The organism is Bradyrhizobium sp. USDA 4510 (assembly GCF_054059095.1).
Map to the genome: position 1 here is coordinate 8741080 of NZ_JBSSBT010000001.1, position 15304 is coordinate 8756383.

The following is a 15304-nucleotide window of genomic DNA, read 5'->3' on the forward strand; positions in this document are numbered from 1 at the left end:
GCGATCCGGGTGAGGGGGCGCCTCCGCGAATGCAGCTGTCACCGAATATGTGGAGAGGCCCCTCACCCCAACCCTCTCCCCGTAAGAACGGGGCGAGGGAGCGCAATCCCGTCGCCGTCGCTACCGACCCAATCTCATCGCGCTCTACTGAAACCTCCGCCCCCGCGCGGCGAGCAGGTCGCCGCGTGGCGCGCTGAAGCGGCAGGTCTCGTGCTGCGGCCGGAAGCCGAGCCGGCGATAGATCTTCAGCGCGGGAGCGTTGCGGCTCGAGACGTTGAGCCAGCACGGGTGCTCGACCGATACGTCGTGTGCGGCCAGCACGCGATAAACCAGCAGCTGGCCGAGCCCGCGTCCCTGCCGCACCGGGTCGACGGCGACCGACTCGATCCACATCGAGTTCCGCTCCAGTTCAGTCAGGCAGAAGCCCGACATCTGTCCATCCTCCGACGCGATCCAGACTTCGCTCTCGGTCAGGACCTGCGCCATCTCTTCCCGCGAGTACAGGCGGAAGGCGGCGTCCGACGCATAGGCGGCGTTATGGATGCGCGCGACCTCGCCCGCGCAGGCGGTGACGTCGCTGACCTGCTCGATGGTGGCGCGCGCGGCCGCGAGCGTGCGCGCCGGCTGCAACGGCTCGACGCACTTCATCCCGATCTCGGACTCGACATGAACAAAGCCGAAGGCGGCCACGAAGGCCATTCCGGCCGGCCAGTCGCTGCTCACCAGCGTCTGAACGGTGAGATCGGCGTCGGCGTCGATCGCAAGCACCTCGTCGAACAGCGCGAGGCCAATCCGGCGGCGGCGCATCTCGGGCGCCACGACGATCTTGAGGAATCGGGTGTGATGCGCGCCCTGGTCGCGCAACGACGACTCGGCGAGGCCGACGAGCACGCCATCGCGCTCGGCTACGCGAAAGTCGCGCCCGCCGCGGTTCTGCGGCAGCTTCAGGAACTGGTCCCATTGCGGCAGCGTGACAGGGCCTAGCCGCGGTTCCACCGCGGCTGCCTTTGCGTAAAGTTCGACCACCGCTTCCGCATCAGCCTCTCGAAGCGGCCGGATGGTGATGCCGTCATCCATGAGTCGAGAGCTTACCCGATATCGAGCCGATAGACATCCTTTGCCGTCTTCAAGAACAACGCCGTCTTTTCGGCTTCGCTATATTGTGATGCAAGCCGTTTAAAGGTGTTGAAGATGACCTGGTAGCTGCATTGCCCCTTATCAGGTGGGAAGTTGCTCTCGAACATGCAACGGTCCGGACCGAACGCCTCGATGCAGGTCTCGACATAAGGCCGCCAGGCGGCAGCAAGTTCCTCCGACGAGGGCGGCCTGGGGCGGAGGTGGAAGTCGTAGCCGAGCAGGCACATCGCCAGCCCGCCGAGCTTGACCACGACGTTCGGGCATTTGGCGATCTCCTGGATCGACGCCTGCCAGACCGGAAAGGTCTCCGTGCGCTTGCCGGCGAAACGGCCGGTGCCGACCGGCCCGCCGCAATGATCGAGCACGATCCGAGTGTCGGGGAAGGTGCGGGCGAGGTCGGTCAGCTCGCCGATCTGCGGGTGGAACAACCAGGCATCGAAGCTGAGGCCGAGCGGTGCCAGGCAGGCGAACCCCCTACGAAAGGTGGAGTCCAGCAGAATGCCCTTCGGACGGTTCGCGTACATATGCGCGACGTTGGGGTCTTCATCCCAGGCCGAGGAGTGGCGGATGCCGCGGAACCGGCCGTTGCCGGCGGCAATCTCCGCCTCCAGCACCGCCTTGGCCTGATCGCCGATCAGAAGGTTAACGTGGCTGACGATGCCGGCGCAGATCGCCGCCTTGCCGTAGCCGCCGCTCGCCGCCATCGCCGCGACGCCGTTGGCGAACTCGACCTCGCCGACCGGACGGAACGCCTCCGGACCGTCGGCGCGGTACATCGACCGGCAATCGACATAGACGGTGGCCACGATGTTGTGGCCGGACGCGATGTCGTCGCGCATCTCCTCGATCAGATAGCGCAAGCCCCCGCGGTCCCAGAGATGGTGATGCGGATCGACGATCGGACGGGCCGGATCGATGATCTCCTCGGTGTATTGGGCGAGCCAGTCTTCGCGCGGATTGGCATAGAGCCCGCTGGCGGAGGCGGGCAGAGTGCTGGCCATGGATGATGCTCCCTGTTCTTGCTCTTGTCGGCCGCCGATACGATGTCGGCTTTGGGGAGGATAACGAGCCGCGCAGGAGCGCGTCAAACCGGGCCTCTGCCTGAGGAGGCATGCGTACGTCTGCGCGTGCCGGTCACCCCGACCGTATTGCCGGTCGCGACCATGTCATCGACTGAGCTTGCCTCGCCGACGCCGGCGATGCCTGCTCGGTGCGCCAGGTGATGATGACCGAGGCGATGACAAGAAGCGCTCCAAACAACATCGTGACGGAAAACGGCTCGCCCAGAATCAGCGTGCCGAGCAGCACGGCGATGATCGGGTTGACGAAGATGTAGGTCGAGACCATGAACGTCGACACATTGTCGAGCAGCCAGCGAAATGCCGTGAAGCCGATGACGCTGCCGGCGATGGCGAGATAGATCACGGCCGCGAGCGAGGGCGCCGAAACGTCGCGCGGCGAGAAGCCTTCCAGTTCACCCGACGCAAGACTGATTGCAAACAGGACCGCGCCGCCGATCGACAGTTGCATGCCTGACGACAATGTTGGCGAACCATGATCCGAAGTCCGACGCGACAGCACCGTGCCCACCGCCCAGGAGAACGCCGCAGCGAGCAGCAGCAGAATGGGAAGGATACTGAAATGGCCCTGTTCGGCCGATTGCCAGCCCACGATTGCCACACCAGCAAGGCCGGGCAGCAATGCGGCCAGCGTCATGGTCGCGGGACGCCGGGTTTGCGGATACAGGAAATCGATGAGCAACACCCAGAACGGGATCGTAGCCAGCATGATCGCGGCGATGCCGGACGGAACCGATTGCTGGGCATAAGCGAGAACACCATGGCAGCCGACGAAGAACAGCACGCCGCAGAGTGCTGCGGTCAGCCAGTTCCACCGCGAAACGCGCGTGACGTCAGCCCCGTTCAGCGCGATCAGGATCAGGCCGCCGCCAAGCGAGCGAAGGCCCATCAGCAGGAACGGCGGGATCGACTTCAAGCCGAGCGCGATCGCGAAGTAGGTGGAACCCCAAAGCAGATAGATGGCGGCGAACGCGCCGACAATCAAAAGGCGCTTGGGCATACGGGGCTCCCGAGCTAGATTCTAACCCCTTAATGGGTTATCAAATCCAACCCATTAAGGGGTTATGCGTTCCGGAGGAGTTGCTGGACCATGCCGCGCGTTCCTTCGCCTGAGGCGTCGTCCCGGGAAGAGCTCAGCATCAAGTTCGTCAATACGGTCGCATGGCGTCTCCGCGACCTGGTTGAGGATCGGATCGCGACCTCGGATTCCATTCTGAAATGGCTGGTCGATGCCGAACTGGCGGATAGCCGGATCGCCGCGCAGCTCAGGGCGCGATGGAAAGCCTCACCGCACGAGGCCGATGCCTTTCTGAATGCGGCGCATGGTCTGCGCGAGGCGCTCTACAGGATCTTTATCGCCCGCATCGGAGGCGGCCGGATCGATCCGACGGCGCTGGCCGATATCAACCGATACCTTGAAGCCGCGTTGGGCGGTGTTGCGCTCGCACCTGTCGGCGACACCCTGCGGTGGCTGCCGACAGCCGGGAAAGTTGCGCCCGAGACGCTGCTCAAGCCGATCGCATGGTCGGCGGTGAGCCTTCTGACCGGGCCCCGTGCGCTGAGGGTGAAGCAGTGCCAGGATGAGCGGGGTTGCGGTTGGTTGTTCGTTGACGAGAGCCGTACTCAGAACCGGCGGTGGTGCTCGATGGGCGATTGCGGCAATCTTGCCAAATCGCGGCGGCACTACCGGCGCAGCCAGGCGGCGGAGGAATGAGTGCGTTGAGCCTCACACCCCATCGAGGATGATCACCGTCGGCGTCGCCGGCAGGGTGTCGCGCGAAATCCGCAAAGTGCGCTCGCCGCCGCGGCGATCGATCTCGAACTGCTGGCCGATCAGGCGCATGAACTCGTCGAGCGGGGTGGCGAAGCGGTGCATCGGCAGCACGACGGCGGCGCGCAATCGCCTGGTGATCTCGGAGATGCCGTCGAGCGACATCGTATAGGTGCCGTCGATCGGCACCATCACGATGTCGAGCCGGCCGATCGCGGCGAAATGGCTGTCGTCGAGTTTGACGTGGAGGTGGCCGAGATGGCCGATGCAGAGGCCGGCGACCTCGAAGATGAAGATCGAATTGCCGTCCTTGATCATCTCGCCGCCGGGGTCTTCGCCCCAGTAGCGGCGAATGTCGGTGGTGACGTTGCGGATATAGACGTCGCCGATGCGCATCGCGTAATGCGCGGCCTGGCCGTTCTCGCCCCAGCCATGCAGCACGTGGGGAATCTTGGGGTCGGGAAACAGCGTGTAATGGGTCGCGTGGGCCCGGTTCATGGTCGCGACGTCGGGCAGCCGCCCGGTCCGATAGACGCCGTTGTAGTCGGTCGCGATCCGGATGCCGCCGGGCGTGTCGATATAGTAGGTCGAATGGCCGGCATAGGTGATCGCGACTTCGTCGGACTTGGTCGCGTTCTTGTCCGCGACGCGGCGGTAGCTCACGGGAACGGCGCGCGGCGGCGCATTTGCCATCGCCAGGCATTCGCTGCGCCGGGCGTCCTGCGCGAAGGCGTGACCGGTCAATGATCCCAGCAAGACGAGCGCGGCGAGCAATCTCAGCATGACCTGTTCCGTCTGCGGCGGCATCCGCGGACGGAAGAGTAGCGCGCAATTGGCGCGCCGTCATGATGAGGCCCGTGCATCGCTCCATGGCGCGGGCTGCAACACGAGCCGGGCGATTATTGCGTCGGGACACGCTAGGATGCCGCGCAAACGATCGAGATCAGGGAGTTCTGCGTGACTGATACCGTCTCTTCGCAGCGCGCGCCTTCGACCAAACGGCTCGAGCCATTGCGCCATGTCGACGCCGGTGTGCTCAACATCGCCTATTACGAAGCGGGCCCCTCCATTGGGCCGGCCGTGCTGCTGATGCATGGCTTCCCCTACGACATCCATTCCTATGTGGACGTCGCGCCCATGCTGGCGGCGCAAGGCTGTCGGGTCATCGTGCCCTATCTGCGCGGCTACGGACCGACGGCGTTCCGCGACAAGGCGACGCCGCGCTCGGGCGAGCAGGCGGCGGTCGGCGCCGACTTGATCGCGCTGATGGACGCGCTCGGCATCGCGCGCGCGGTGTTCGCCGGCTATGACTGGGGCGGCCGCGCCGCATCGATCGGTGCGGCGCTGTGGCCGGAACGATGCATCGGACTCGTCTGCACCAACGGCTACATGATCCAGGACATCGCGCATGCGATGGTGCCGGCGCCGCCTGATCGCGAGGTGCCGCTTTGGTATCAGTACTACTTCCAGCTCGAGCGGGGGCGGGCGGGGCTCGCCGCCAACCGGCGCGGCATCGCCAAAATCCTGTGGTCGCAATGGTCGCCGAGCTGGGCGTTCGACGACGCCTGCTTCGAGCGGACCGCGGTTGCGTTCGACAATCCTGATTATGTCGACGTCGTGATCCACAGTTATCGGCACCGTTACGGCGTTGTCGACGGGGATCCGCAATATGCGGATTTGCAGCGGCGGCTCGACACATTGCCTGTCATCAGGGTCCCCGCCATCTCGCTCGACGGCGCCGACGACGGCGTGACGTTCGCGACCGACGGCAGTCGCACCGCGGCAAAGTACACCGGCCGCCTTGCCCATCGCCTGATTCCGCATGCCGGCCACAATCTGCCGCAGGAAGCGCCCGAGGCGTTTGCCTCGGCGGTGATCGAGGTGATGAAGGCTAGCGCCGCGGGCTGATCTTCCAGGCGATGGCAAGCGTCAGCAGCGTCAGAATGCCGCTGACCAGCGCGGCCGTCGGGATTGTCAGGGCCAACGCCGCGGTTGCGGCCCAGCCGATCGAGGAAAAGGCTTCCGCGAAGGTGGCGATGCGGGAGGAGGTTTGGCGCCGGCGGAATTGGCTGCGCTTGGCCTGTGCGCGGAACCAGAGCTGGACCGCGGCGGCGGATGCGGTCGCGATGAGGATTGCGATCGCCGTGACCGCGGCCTGCCCTGGCGAGGCAAACGCCAGCGCGGCCACCAGCGGGGCGAAGATTGCGGCGATCGCGATCAGGACCACCTCGACCTTGGCGCGGGTCACGCGTGACGGCGGCAGCGGCGCGGTCGCCACCAGATCGGGCGCGTCCTCGCCGGAGATGGTCAGCCAGGCGAGCCCGCCGGCGAGCTGGCCTGCGGCCATCACGATGACGGGCGTAATCAGCACGATCGCGGTCGACGTACCGGAGAAGCTGCGCCACAGCATCAGCGCCGGCGGCAGCAGATAGAGCATCTGCATCAGGGTCTGCGACAGCAGCCACGGATCGCGGCGCAGCAGCAAGAATTCCTTGCGCCGCAGCGCCTGCTGCCGCGAGCCGGCCCGGAAGGCGCGGGCGCGTCCCCGCGTCACCGCAGCCGGATTGGCCGCGACGCTGGCGACCGTATCGGCAAACCGCGGTGCGAATAGCGCCATCACGCCGCCGAGCATCACCAGCGCCGCGGCGAGCAGCAGCAGCATGATTTCGAGGTCGCCGAGCGATGCCCGCGCCGGCCACCACAGCAGGCTGTCGGGGGCGGGGGCAATTCGCGCCGCGGTTTCCGAGGTCAGAAAGGCAAAGCGCGACAGCGTGCCGTAGGACAGCACGGCCACGACCTGCAGCGCGATGACGAAGCCGGCGCCGATCACGGCGGAGACGACCTGCGCTACCAGCCGCGTCCGGCTCGGCCCGATCAGGCGGAACAGGAACGCGGTGACGGCGATCGCGGCGGCTGCCGCCGACAGCCCGATCGCAAGGACGACGCCGAAGCCGGCGAGCCAGCGCGGGCCGCCGAGATAGATCAGCACGTCGATGAACGGCGTCGACAGCAACAGCGCCATGCTGCTCACCGTCAGCGCGATCGCGGCGATCCGGATCGAGAAGATGTTGGTGAGTTTTGCCGGCGACGACATGATCAGATCGAGATCGGCGCGGGCGTAGAACACGCGCGTCACCGACTCGATCGCCTGCGAGAGCATCAGCGCCCAGGCCAGGAAGATCGTCGCGGTCAGCACGATCAGCGACGACGGGTCGAGCGGAAACCGCAGGTCGGCATAGCGGTTGACCACGGCATAAGCCGGCAGATGCAGGATCGCCGCGAAGATCAGAAGGCCGATCACGGCGCGATTGCGCCGGCGACGGCCGCCGGTCATCATCGCCAGCCATTCGCGCCACGCCAGGCGGAATTCGTGCCGCGCGAACCAGGTGAGGTGGGCGACCGAGCTCACGCGGCCGCCGCTTCGGTATCGACCAGCGCGATGAACATGTCCTCGAGGGTGGTGTCGTTGCGGCCGTTCTGCGCGCGCAGCTCGGCCAGCGTGCCCTCGGCGATCAGCCTGCCGGCCGCGATCACGCCGATCCGGTCGGCCATCCGCTCGGCGACTTCGAGAATGTGGGTCGTCATGATCACGGTGCAGCCGGCGCGGACGCGCTTCTGCAGCAGTCCCTTGACGTGACGCGCCGACAGCGCGTCGAGGCCGGTCAGCGGTTCGTCGAGAATGATCAGGCGGGGATCGTGCACCAGCGCGCCGGCCAGCGCCACCTTCTGGCGCATGCCCTTGGAGAAGCCTTCGCAGCGCTCGTTGAGATGCGGCTCGAGCCCGAGCGACATCAGGAGATCGCGCGCCGAGCTCTCCGACGTGCGCGGATCGATGCCCCACAGGCCGGCGACGAATTCGAGATATTCCAGCGGCGTCAGCTTGTCGTAGATCATCGGCTCGTCGGACACCCAGGCCATGATCTGCTTGGCGGCGACCGGATCGGCCAGCGCGTCGATGCCGAGGATCGACACCGAGCCGGCATCGGGCCGCAATAGCCCCGCCACCATGCGCAGCGTCGTGGTCTTGCCGGCGCCGTTCGGTCCGAGCAGCGCATAGAACTCACCGACACGGATCGTGAGATCGAGCGCGTCGACCGCCGGGCGGTCAAAACGCTTGGTTAACCCTCGCACGGCGAGTGCGGACAGTTCAGGTGTCATGGCGGGGTGGCGATCCGGAATTTCGCTCGTCGGTTGCGCAAAGCTTGGACAAAAACCGTTTCGGTGCAGTGAATCGCACGGGGCAAATCAAAGGTGATATCCGTATTAGTCCGTGCTGCGGCAAATCTCCGCAAATGTGATGATACAGCGACAACAGCGGTTTGTTGACAGGGATCGGGCCTTTTGGCTCAATCGGGGCGGACATAGGCGGCTTTCGGCGCTCCAGACACAAGGGCGTGAAGGCGGGATGCAACGAGCGATCGGATAAGAATCGCCGGGCATCGGGGAGGGAACGATGCTGGACTTTGTTCAGCAGCTCGTCAGCGGCATCGCGCTCGGCTGCGTTTACGGCCTGATCGCGCTCGGCTTCGTGCTGGTCTACAAGGCAACCGAGGTCGTCAATTTCGCGCAAGGCGATTTGATGATGCTGGGCGGTTTTTTCGCCTTCACCTTCATCGGCATGCTCGGGCTGAATTACTGGGTCGGGTTCGCCGGCGCGGTGATCTGCATGGCGCTGTTCGGCATGCTGGCCGAGCGGCTCGTGGTGCGGCCGATCCTCGGTTACCCGCAATTCTCCATCATCATGGCGACGATCGGGCTCGGCTATTTCCTGCGCTCGGTCTCCGGCATGATCTGGGGCACCGACGACTTCAAGATCGAGACGCCGTTCAGCCAGGGCGTGCTTCGGATCGGCAGCCTGGTGCTTGCCTACGACAAGCTGTCGGTGATCGCGGCGACCATCATCCTGTGCGCGCTGCTCTATCTGTTCTTCAACCGGACCACGCTCGGCACCGCGATGCGCGCCAGCTCCGAGAACATGCTGGCTGCCTATTACATGGGCATTCCGGTCAAGCGGGTGGTCTCGATCGTCTGGGCGATCTCGGCCGCGGTCGCGACCTGCGCCGGCGTGCTGCTGGCGCCGATCACCTTCATTCATTCCAATGTCGGCCTGGTTCTGGGGCTGAAGGCGTTTCCGGCTGCGGTGCTCGGCGGCTTCGGCTCGATCCCGGGCGCCGTGGTCGGCGGCGTCCTGATCGGCGTGATCGAGAGCATGGCCGGCTTCTATCTGCCGCAGGGATGGAAGGACGTCGCGCCCTACATCGTGCTGCTCGCGGTGCTGCTGCTCAAGCCCGAGGGCCTGTTCGGCCTTCACGTCCGGAAGAAAGTCTGAGGAGCAACGGATGCGGTTTCTCTTCAAGACCGATTACGAAGACGACATCAAGCTGTTCCCGCATTCGGGCTACATCTATTCCTACGGCCTGTTGCTGGCGGTGCTGCTGATCGCGCCTTACGTGCTCTCAAGCTATCTGATGAGCCAGCTGGTCTTCGTCTGCATCTACGCGACCGTCGGCGTCGGGCTCTTGATCCTGACCGGCTTCACCGGACAGGCCTCGCTCGGCCATGCCGCGTTTCTTGCGATCGGCGCCTACACCGCGGCCTATCTGCAGCAGTTCAATGTGCCGTTTCTGGTCTACTTCCTCGCCGCGGGGTTGTTGACCGGCGTGGTCGGCGCGCTGGTCGGGTTTCCGGCGCTGCGGCTGCAGGGCATCTATCTGGTGATCGCGACGATCTCCTTTGCGTTCATCGTCGAGGAGATCCTGGCGCGCTGGGAAAGCGTCACCAACGGCAATGAGGGCATGCGGGTCAAGACCATGCAGCTGCTCGGCACGACGGTGTCGCGCGACGGCCCGACCTTCTATTACCTCTGCCTTGCGGTGCTGGTGCTGACCATCGTCGGCACGCTCAATCTGCTGCGCTCGCCGACCGGGCGCGCCTTCGTCGCGATCCGCGACAGCGAAACCGCGGCGCGCAGCATGGGCATCAATGTCGCACTCTACAAGGTGAAGTCGTTCGCGATCTCGGCGGCGATCACCGGCTTTGCCGGCGTGCTGTTCGCGCACAAGCTCTCCTTCATCTCGCCCGAGATGTTCACGCTGCAGCTTTCGATCGAGTTCATCATCGTGATCCTGATCGGCGGCACGTTCAGCCTGCACGGCGCGGTACTGGGCGCGATCTTCCTGGTCATGATCGATCCGTTCCTGACCTATCTGAAGGACGATATGCCGGGCGTGATCGGCGGCATTGCTGCGACCCTCGGCGCCGGCACCGAGCGCGCGGGCCATATCCAGGACGCGGTCGCAGCCTTCGCCTCCGCCAACGGACTGAAAGGCGCGATCTACGGCATCATCATCGTGCTGTTCGTGCTGTTTGAACCGCTCGGACTCTACGGCCGCTGGCTCAAGATCAAGCTCTTCTTCCAGCTGTTCCCGCTCTACAAACGCGCAACCTTCAAGCGGCAGAAGATCTACGTGAAATCGGAGCGGAACAGATGAGCTATTTCCGCGCCGAGAACCTGTCGCTGCACTTCGGTGGCCTCAAGGCGGTCGATGCGGTCAGCTTCGCGGTCGAGAAGGGCGAGATCCTCTCGATCATCGGGCCCAACGGCGCCGGCAAGAGCTCGATCTTCAACCTGATCTCGCGGATCTATCCGCCGACCTCCGGCAAGATCTTCTTCGAGGATCAGGACATCACCCAGGAGCCGGCCTACGACATCGCGAAACTCGGCATCGCCCGCACCTTCCAGAACATCGAGCTGTTCGAGAACGCGACCGTGCTGAGCAATCTGCTGGTTGGCCGCCATCGCCATTCCACCACGCGGCTGTGGCGGGAGCTATTGTTCCTGCCGAGCGTTCGCGCCGGCGAGAAGGCGCATCGCCGCCGCGTCGAGCAGGTGATCGAGTTCCTCGATCTCGAGCCCTACCGCGACAAGCTGATCTCGGGACTGCCTTACGGCGTGCGCAAGGTGATCGAGCTGGCGCGGGCGCTGTGCTCGGAGCCGAAGCTGATCCTGCTCGACGAACCGTCCTCCGGCCTCAATGTCGAGGAGACCGACGACATGTCGTTCTGGATCCGCGACATGAAGAGCGAGCTCGGCATCACCGTGCTGATGGTCGAGCACGACATGACGCTGGTCAACCGCGTCTCCGACCGCGTCATCGCGCTGAACTACGGCCGCGTGCTGGCGATGGGCTCGCCGTCCGAGGTGCAGCACCATCCCGACGTCGTCGCAGCGTATCTCGGCGCATGAGGATGATGCCATGAGCACAGCGGACATCATCCTGAAACTCTCCAACATCGAAAGCTATTACGGGCCGATCATGGCGATCCGCGGCATCAGCCTCGAGGTGCCGCGCGGCCGGATCGTGACGCTGCTCGGCGCCAACGGCGCCGGCAAGACCACGGTCCTGAAGACGATCTCCGGCATCCTCGACCCGCAGAAGGGCTCGATCGAATTCCTCGGCAAGCCGATCCAGCGCATGGAGGCCGACCGGATCGTGAGGCTCGGGCTGAGCCACGTGCCGGAGGGGCGCGAGGTGTTTCCGTTCCTGTCGGTGCGCGAAAACCTGATGATGGGCGCCTATCTGCGCAAGGACCGCGACGGTGTGGCGCAGGACCTCGAGCGCGTCTACGGCTATTTTCCGCGGTTAAGGGAGCGGCTCGGCCAGCCGGCCGGGCAGCTTTCGGGCGGCGAGCAGCAGATGCTGGCGATCGGGCGGGCGCTGATGAACCGGCCGACGCTGCTGTTGCTCGATGAGCCGTCGCTCGGGCTGTCGCCGATCCTGGTGAAGGAGATCTTCACCATCATCCGCCGCGTCAATGAGGAGCAGGGCATGTCGATCCTGCTGGTCGAGCAGAATGCCAAGATCGCGCTGGAGACGGCGCATTACGGCTATGTGCTGGAGATCGGCCGCGTCGTCATGAACGACAGCTGCGAGCGGCTGATGAATTCACCCGATATCCAGGAGTTCTACCTCGGCGCCAAGGAAGCCGGTGCGCGCGGCGAGCGGCGCTGGAAAAAGAAGAAGACGTGGCGTTGAGAATGACTGGGCGCTGGCAATGGCGCCGAGGAAGGTTTGGCACTGAACGAGAGTTGGAGCTAGATTTCAGGCCCGCTTCGCCAACAAGACCGGCAACACAAGCCGGCGCGTGAGACGGGCGGCAGAGGAGGGAGCGCGCATGGCCGGACCAGCGGTGCTGACGGTTGCCGACACGATCGCGAGGAGCTTTCTGCTCGCGGTTCAAACGCGTGGCGACAGGCCCGCGATCCGCGAGAAGAAGTTCGGCATCTGGCAACCGACCAGCTGGCGCGAATGGCTGCAGATCTCCAAGGACATCTCCTACGGCCTGCATGCCACAGGCTTCCGTCCCGGCGACGTTGGCTCGATCATCGCCAACGCGGTGCCGGAATGGGTCTACGCCGACATGGGCATCCTGTGCGCCGGCGGCGTCTCGTCCGGCATCTATCCGACCGATTCGGCCGCGCAGGTCGAATACCTCATCAATGATTCCCGCACGCGGGTGATCTTCGTCGAGGATGAGGAGCAGCTCGACAAGGTGCTGACCTGCCGGTCGCGCTGTCCGACGCTGGAGAGGATCGTCGTGTTCGACATGGAGGGCCTCTCCGGCTTCTCCGATCCGATGGTGCTGTCGCTCGCGGAATTCACGTCGCTCGGCCGCAATCATGCCTGGGGCAATCCGGCGCTGTGGGACGAGATGACCGGCAGCCGCACCGCCTCCGATCTCGCGATCCTGGTTTACACCTCCGGCACCACGGGCCCGCCCAAGGGCGCGATGCACTCCAACCGCAGCGTGACGCACCAGATGCGCCACGCCAACGATCTCTACCCCTCGACCGACAGCGAGGAGCGGCTGGTGTTTCTGCCGCTCTGCCACGTCGCCGAGCGGGTCGGCGGCTACTACCTCTCGCTCGCGCTGGGATCGGTGATGAATTTCGCCGAGAGCCCGGAGACGGTACCGGACAATCTTCGCGAGGTGCAGCCGACCGCATTCCTCGCGGTGCCCCGGATCTGGGAGAAGTTCTATTCCGGCATCACCATCGCGCTGAAGGATGCGACCCCGTTCCAGAACTGGATGTATGCCCGCGCGCTCGCGATCGGCAACCGGATGACCGAGTGTCGGCTGCAGGGCGAGACGCCGCCTTTGTCGCTGCGGCTCGCCAACCGCGCGGCCTATTGGCTGGTGTTCCGCAACATCCGCCGCATGCTCGGGCTCGACCGCTGCCGGATTGCGCTGACCGGCGCCGCGCCGATCTCGCCGGATCTGATCCGCTGGTATCTCGCGCTCGGCATCGACATGCGCGAGGTCTACGGCCAGACCGAGAATTGCGGCGTCGCGACCATGATGCCGGCGGATCGCATCAAGCTCGGCTCGGTCGGCAAGGCCGCGCCCTGGGGCGAGGTGATGATCTGCCCGAAGGGTGAGATCCTGATCAAGGGCGATTTCCTGTTCATGGGCTATCTCAACCAGCCGGAGAGGACCGCCGAGACGATCGACGCCAAAGGCTGGCTGCACACCGGCGACGTGGGGACGATCGACAATGAAGGCTATGTCAAGATCACCGACCGGATGAAGGACATCATCATCACCTCCGGCGGCAAGAACATCACGCCGTCCGAGATCGAGAACCAGCTCAAGTTCTCACCCTATGTCTCGGATGCGGTCGTGATCGGTGACAAGCGGCCGTATCTCACCTGCCTGATCATGATCGACCAGGAGAATGTCGAGAAATACGCCCAGGACCACGACATCCCCTTCACCAATTACGCGAGCCTGTGCCGCGCACGCGAAATCCAGGATCTGATCCAGCGCGAGGTCGAGGCGGTCAACGTCAAGTTCGCGCGCGTCGAGACCGTCAAGAAATTCTATCTGATCGAGCGCCAGCTCACGCCCGAGGACGAGGAGCTGACGCCGACCATGAAGCTGAAGCGCAGCTTCGTGAACAAGCGCTACGCGGCCGAGATCGCCGCCATGTATGGCGAACGCGCGGTGGCATAGCCGAGGAGAAAGAAATTGGCGAAGGAGCGAGCAGGCCCGACCCTTCGCTTAACATGGGCCATGTAAGGAGGAGACTGCAATGTCGAAATCGCTGAAGGCGCTGGGCCTTGCGGTGAGTGCGCTGGCGCTGACCTGTCTGCCGGCCGCAGCCCAGACCAAGGTCACCAATGAAGGCATCTCGCCGACCGAGATCGTGATCGGAACGCATCAGGACTTGTCCGGCCCGATCAAGGTCTGGGGCGTTCCGGTGTCCAACGGCATGAAGATGGCGGTTGAGGAGATCAACGCCGGCGGCGGCATCAACGGCCGCAAGATCAAGATGATCCTGGAGGACAACGGCTACGATCCGAAGAAGGCGGTGCTGGCCTCGCAGAAGATGGTCGAGCGCGACAAGGTGTTCGCGATGATCGGCCCGATGGGCTCGCCGACCGTGCTCGCCGCGCAGGACATCCTGTTCGATGCGGGCGTGTTGCAGCTGTTCCCGCTGACGGCCGCCGAATTCACCTTCAAGTTCGATCCCGCCAAGCCGCAGGAGCGGCTGAAGTTCAACAACCTCCTGCCCTATGTCGAGAGCACGCGCGCCGCGCTCAAATACATGATGGAGTGGAAGAACTTCAAGAAGCCCTGCATCATGCATCAGGATGACGAGTACGGCAAAAACGTGCTCGACGGCTTTACCCAGCAGCTTGGCGCGATGAAGGTGCAGCCGGCATCGGTCACGAGCTACAAGCGCGGCGCCTCCGACTTCTCAGCGCAGGTCGCCAAGATGAAGGCCGACGGCTGCGACCTCGTGGTGCTCGGCACCGTGATCCGCGAGACCATCGGCGCGATGAACGAGGCCAAGAAGCTCGGCTGGGACGTGACCTTCCTCGGCGCCACCCCGACCAACGTGCTCGAAGTGCCGGCGCTCGGCAAGGAAGCCGTCGAAGGGCTCTATGCGGCCTCGGGCTTCGAGATTCCCTACGAGGACACGGCCAAGGGCAAGGTGAAGGACTGGCTGGTGAACTACAAGAAGATGTTCAACACCGACGCCAATACCCAGGCGATCATCGGCTACAACGCGGTGATGACCTTTGCCTTCTACGCCCAGAAGGCGGGCAAGGATCTCTCCGGCCAGAAGATGCTGGACTCGCTGGAGTCAGGCGACAAATTCCTCGACATCTTCAGCTCGCCGCCGACCAAGTTCTCCAAGACGGATCATCTCGCCAACACCATCACCCAGGTGCAGCAGGTCAAGGGCGGCCGCTGGGTGCTGGTGAAGGATAATCTGATGTTCTGACGGGCAGTCGCTCATCTGGATTCA

The 15304-nt window shown here is 64.6% G+C and carries 14 protein-coding genes; 8 read left to right on the forward strand and 6 right to left on the reverse strand.

The features are described 5' to 3' along the window. Positions 1-144: 144 nt before the first annotated feature. From ACVMDN_RS40540 to ACVMDN_RS40550, 3 genes are all read right to left on the reverse strand, one after another. Positions 145-1077 (reverse strand): GNAT family N-acetyltransferase, encoded by a 933-nt coding sequence (locus ACVMDN_RS40540; RefSeq protein WP_076832641.1) that lies wholly within the window; start codon positions 1075-1077, stop codon positions 145-147. Between the two features lie 11 nt (positions 1078-1088). Next, positions 1089-2138: an amidohydrolase family protein gene (locus tag ACVMDN_RS40545; RefSeq protein WP_076832638.1), complete on the reverse strand. Its 1050-nt coding sequence runs from the start codon at positions 2136-2138 to the stop codon at positions 1089-1091. A 133-nt stretch (positions 2139-2271) separates the two neighbouring features. Then, entirely contained in the window at positions 2272-3216 is a 945-nt protein-coding gene (locus tag ACVMDN_RS40550; RefSeq protein WP_141340537.1) for an EamA family transporter, read from the reverse strand. 90 nt (positions 3217-3306) lie between these two features. Between ACVMDN_RS40550 and ACVMDN_RS40555 the strand changes: the two genes are divergently transcribed. Continuing rightward, positions 3307-3930 carry a CGNR zinc finger domain-containing protein gene (locus tag ACVMDN_RS40555; protein WP_076832632.1) on the forward strand — a complete coding sequence of 208 codons (624 nt, stop codon included), beginning with the start codon at positions 3307-3309 and terminating at the stop codon, positions 3928-3930. A 12-nt stretch (positions 3931-3942) separates the two neighbouring features. On the opposite strand, the gene ACVMDN_RS40560 is transcribed toward ACVMDN_RS40555, so the two are convergent. Then, positions 3943-4770, reverse strand: a complete 828-nt coding sequence (locus ACVMDN_RS40560) for an MBL fold metallo-hydrolase (protein ID WP_076832882.1) — start codon at positions 4768-4770, stop codon at positions 3943-3945. Between the two features lie 174 nt (positions 4771-4944). Between ACVMDN_RS40560 and ACVMDN_RS40565 the strand changes: the two genes are divergently transcribed. Beyond that, positions 4945-5895: an alpha/beta fold hydrolase gene (locus ACVMDN_RS40565; RefSeq protein ID WP_076832629.1), complete on the forward strand. Its 951-nt coding sequence runs from the start codon at positions 4945-4947 to the stop codon at positions 5893-5895. Here ACVMDN_RS40565 and ACVMDN_RS40570 read toward each other — a convergent pair. Further along, the gene (locus tag ACVMDN_RS40570; protein ID WP_076832626.1) at positions 5879-7396 is read right to left on the reverse strand and encodes a permease; all 1518 of its coding nucleotides are present in this window, start codon (positions 7394-7396) and stop codon (positions 5879-5881) included. The two genes, ACVMDN_RS40565 and ACVMDN_RS40570, sit on opposite strands and share 17 nt — an antisense overlap. Further along, the gene (locus tag ACVMDN_RS40575; protein ID WP_076832624.1) at positions 7393-8145 is read right to left on the reverse strand and encodes an ABC transporter ATP-binding protein; all 753 of its coding nucleotides are present in this window, start codon (positions 8143-8145) and stop codon (positions 7393-7395) included. The genes ACVMDN_RS40570 and ACVMDN_RS40575 overlap by 4 nt, the downstream gene beginning before the upstream one ends. Before the next feature lie 295 nt (positions 8146-8440). Here ACVMDN_RS40575 and ACVMDN_RS40580 point away from each other — a divergent pair, with 295 nt between their 5' ends. The 6 genes from ACVMDN_RS40580 (at position 8441) to ACVMDN_RS40605 (ending at position 15280) form a co-directional block, all read left to right on the forward strand. Next, positions 8441-9316: a branched-chain amino acid ABC transporter permease gene (locus tag ACVMDN_RS40580; protein ID WP_028336612.1), complete on the forward strand. Its 876-nt coding sequence runs from the start codon at positions 8441-8443 to the stop codon at positions 9314-9316. 10 nt (positions 9317-9326) lie between these two features. After that, the gene (locus ACVMDN_RS40585) at positions 9327-10478 is read left to right on the forward strand and encodes a branched-chain amino acid ABC transporter permease (protein ID WP_076832621.1); all 1152 of its coding nucleotides are present in this window, start codon (positions 9327-9329) and stop codon (positions 10476-10478) included. Next, positions 10475-11233 carry an ABC transporter ATP-binding protein gene (locus tag ACVMDN_RS40590; RefSeq protein WP_076832618.1) on the forward strand — a complete coding sequence of 253 codons (759 nt, stop codon included), beginning with the start codon at positions 10475-10477 and terminating at the stop codon, positions 11231-11233. Before ACVMDN_RS40585 ends, ACVMDN_RS40590 begins: the two co-directional genes overlap by 4 nt. A gap of 10 nt (positions 11234-11243) precedes the next feature. Continuing rightward, entirely contained in the window at positions 11244-12023 is a 780-nt protein-coding gene (locus tag ACVMDN_RS40595) for an ABC transporter ATP-binding protein (RefSeq protein WP_076832616.1), read from the forward strand. Between the two features lie 139 nt (positions 12024-12162). Beyond that, positions 12163-14001, forward strand: a complete 1839-nt coding sequence (locus ACVMDN_RS40600; protein WP_057020092.1) for an AMP-dependent synthetase/ligase — start codon at positions 12163-12165, stop codon at positions 13999-14001. A 79-nt stretch (positions 14002-14080) separates the two neighbouring features. After that, positions 14081-15280, forward strand: a complete 1200-nt coding sequence (locus ACVMDN_RS40605; RefSeq protein ID WP_050382511.1) for an ABC transporter substrate-binding protein — start codon at positions 14081-14083, stop codon at positions 15278-15280. The last annotated feature ends 24 nt before the right edge of the window (positions 15281-15304 follow it).

Bases quoted from the DNA above. Each gene is read 5' to 3' on its own strand.
- ACVMDN_RS40540 (WP_076832641.1), bottom strand. From the start codon at position 1,077: ATGGATGACGGCATCACCATCCGGCCGCTTCGAGAGGCTGATGCGGAA.
- ACVMDN_RS40545 (WP_076832638.1), bottom strand. From the start codon at position 2,138: ATGGCCAGCACTCTGCCCGCCTCCGCCAGCGGGCTCTATGCCAATCCG.
- ACVMDN_RS40550 (WP_141340537.1), bottom strand. From the start codon at position 3,216: ATGCCCAAGCGCCTTTTGATTGTCGGCGCGTTCGCCGCCATCTATCTG.
- ACVMDN_RS40555 (WP_076832632.1), top strand. From the start codon at position 3,307: ATGCCGCGCGTTCCTTCGCCTGAGGCGTCGTCCCGGGAAGAGCTCAGC.
- ACVMDN_RS40560 (WP_076832882.1), bottom strand. From the start codon at position 4,770: ATGCTGAGATTGCTCGCCGCGCTCGTCTTGCTGGGATCATTGACCGGT.
- ACVMDN_RS40575 (WP_076832624.1), bottom strand. From the start codon at position 8,145: ATGACACCTGAACTGTCCGCACTCGCCGTGCGAGGGTTAACCAAGCGT.
- ACVMDN_RS40580 (WP_028336612.1), top strand. From the start codon at position 8,441: ATGCTGGACTTTGTTCAGCAGCTCGTCAGCGGCATCGCGCTCGGCTGC.
- ACVMDN_RS40585 (WP_076832621.1), top strand. From the start codon at position 9,327: ATGCGGTTTCTCTTCAAGACCGATTACGAAGACGACATCAAGCTGTTC.
- ACVMDN_RS40590 (WP_076832618.1), top strand. From the start codon at position 10,475: ATGAGCTATTTCCGCGCCGAGAACCTGTCGCTGCACTTCGGTGGCCTC.
- ACVMDN_RS40595 (WP_076832616.1), top strand. From the start codon at position 11,244: ATGAGCACAGCGGACATCATCCTGAAACTCTCCAACATCGAAAGCTAT.
- ACVMDN_RS40600 (WP_057020092.1), top strand. From the start codon at position 12,163: ATGGCCGGACCAGCGGTGCTGACGGTTGCCGACACGATCGCGAGGAGC.
- ACVMDN_RS40605 (WP_050382511.1), top strand. From the start codon at position 14,081: ATGTCGAAATCGCTGAAGGCGCTGGGCCTTGCGGTGAGTGCGCTGGCG.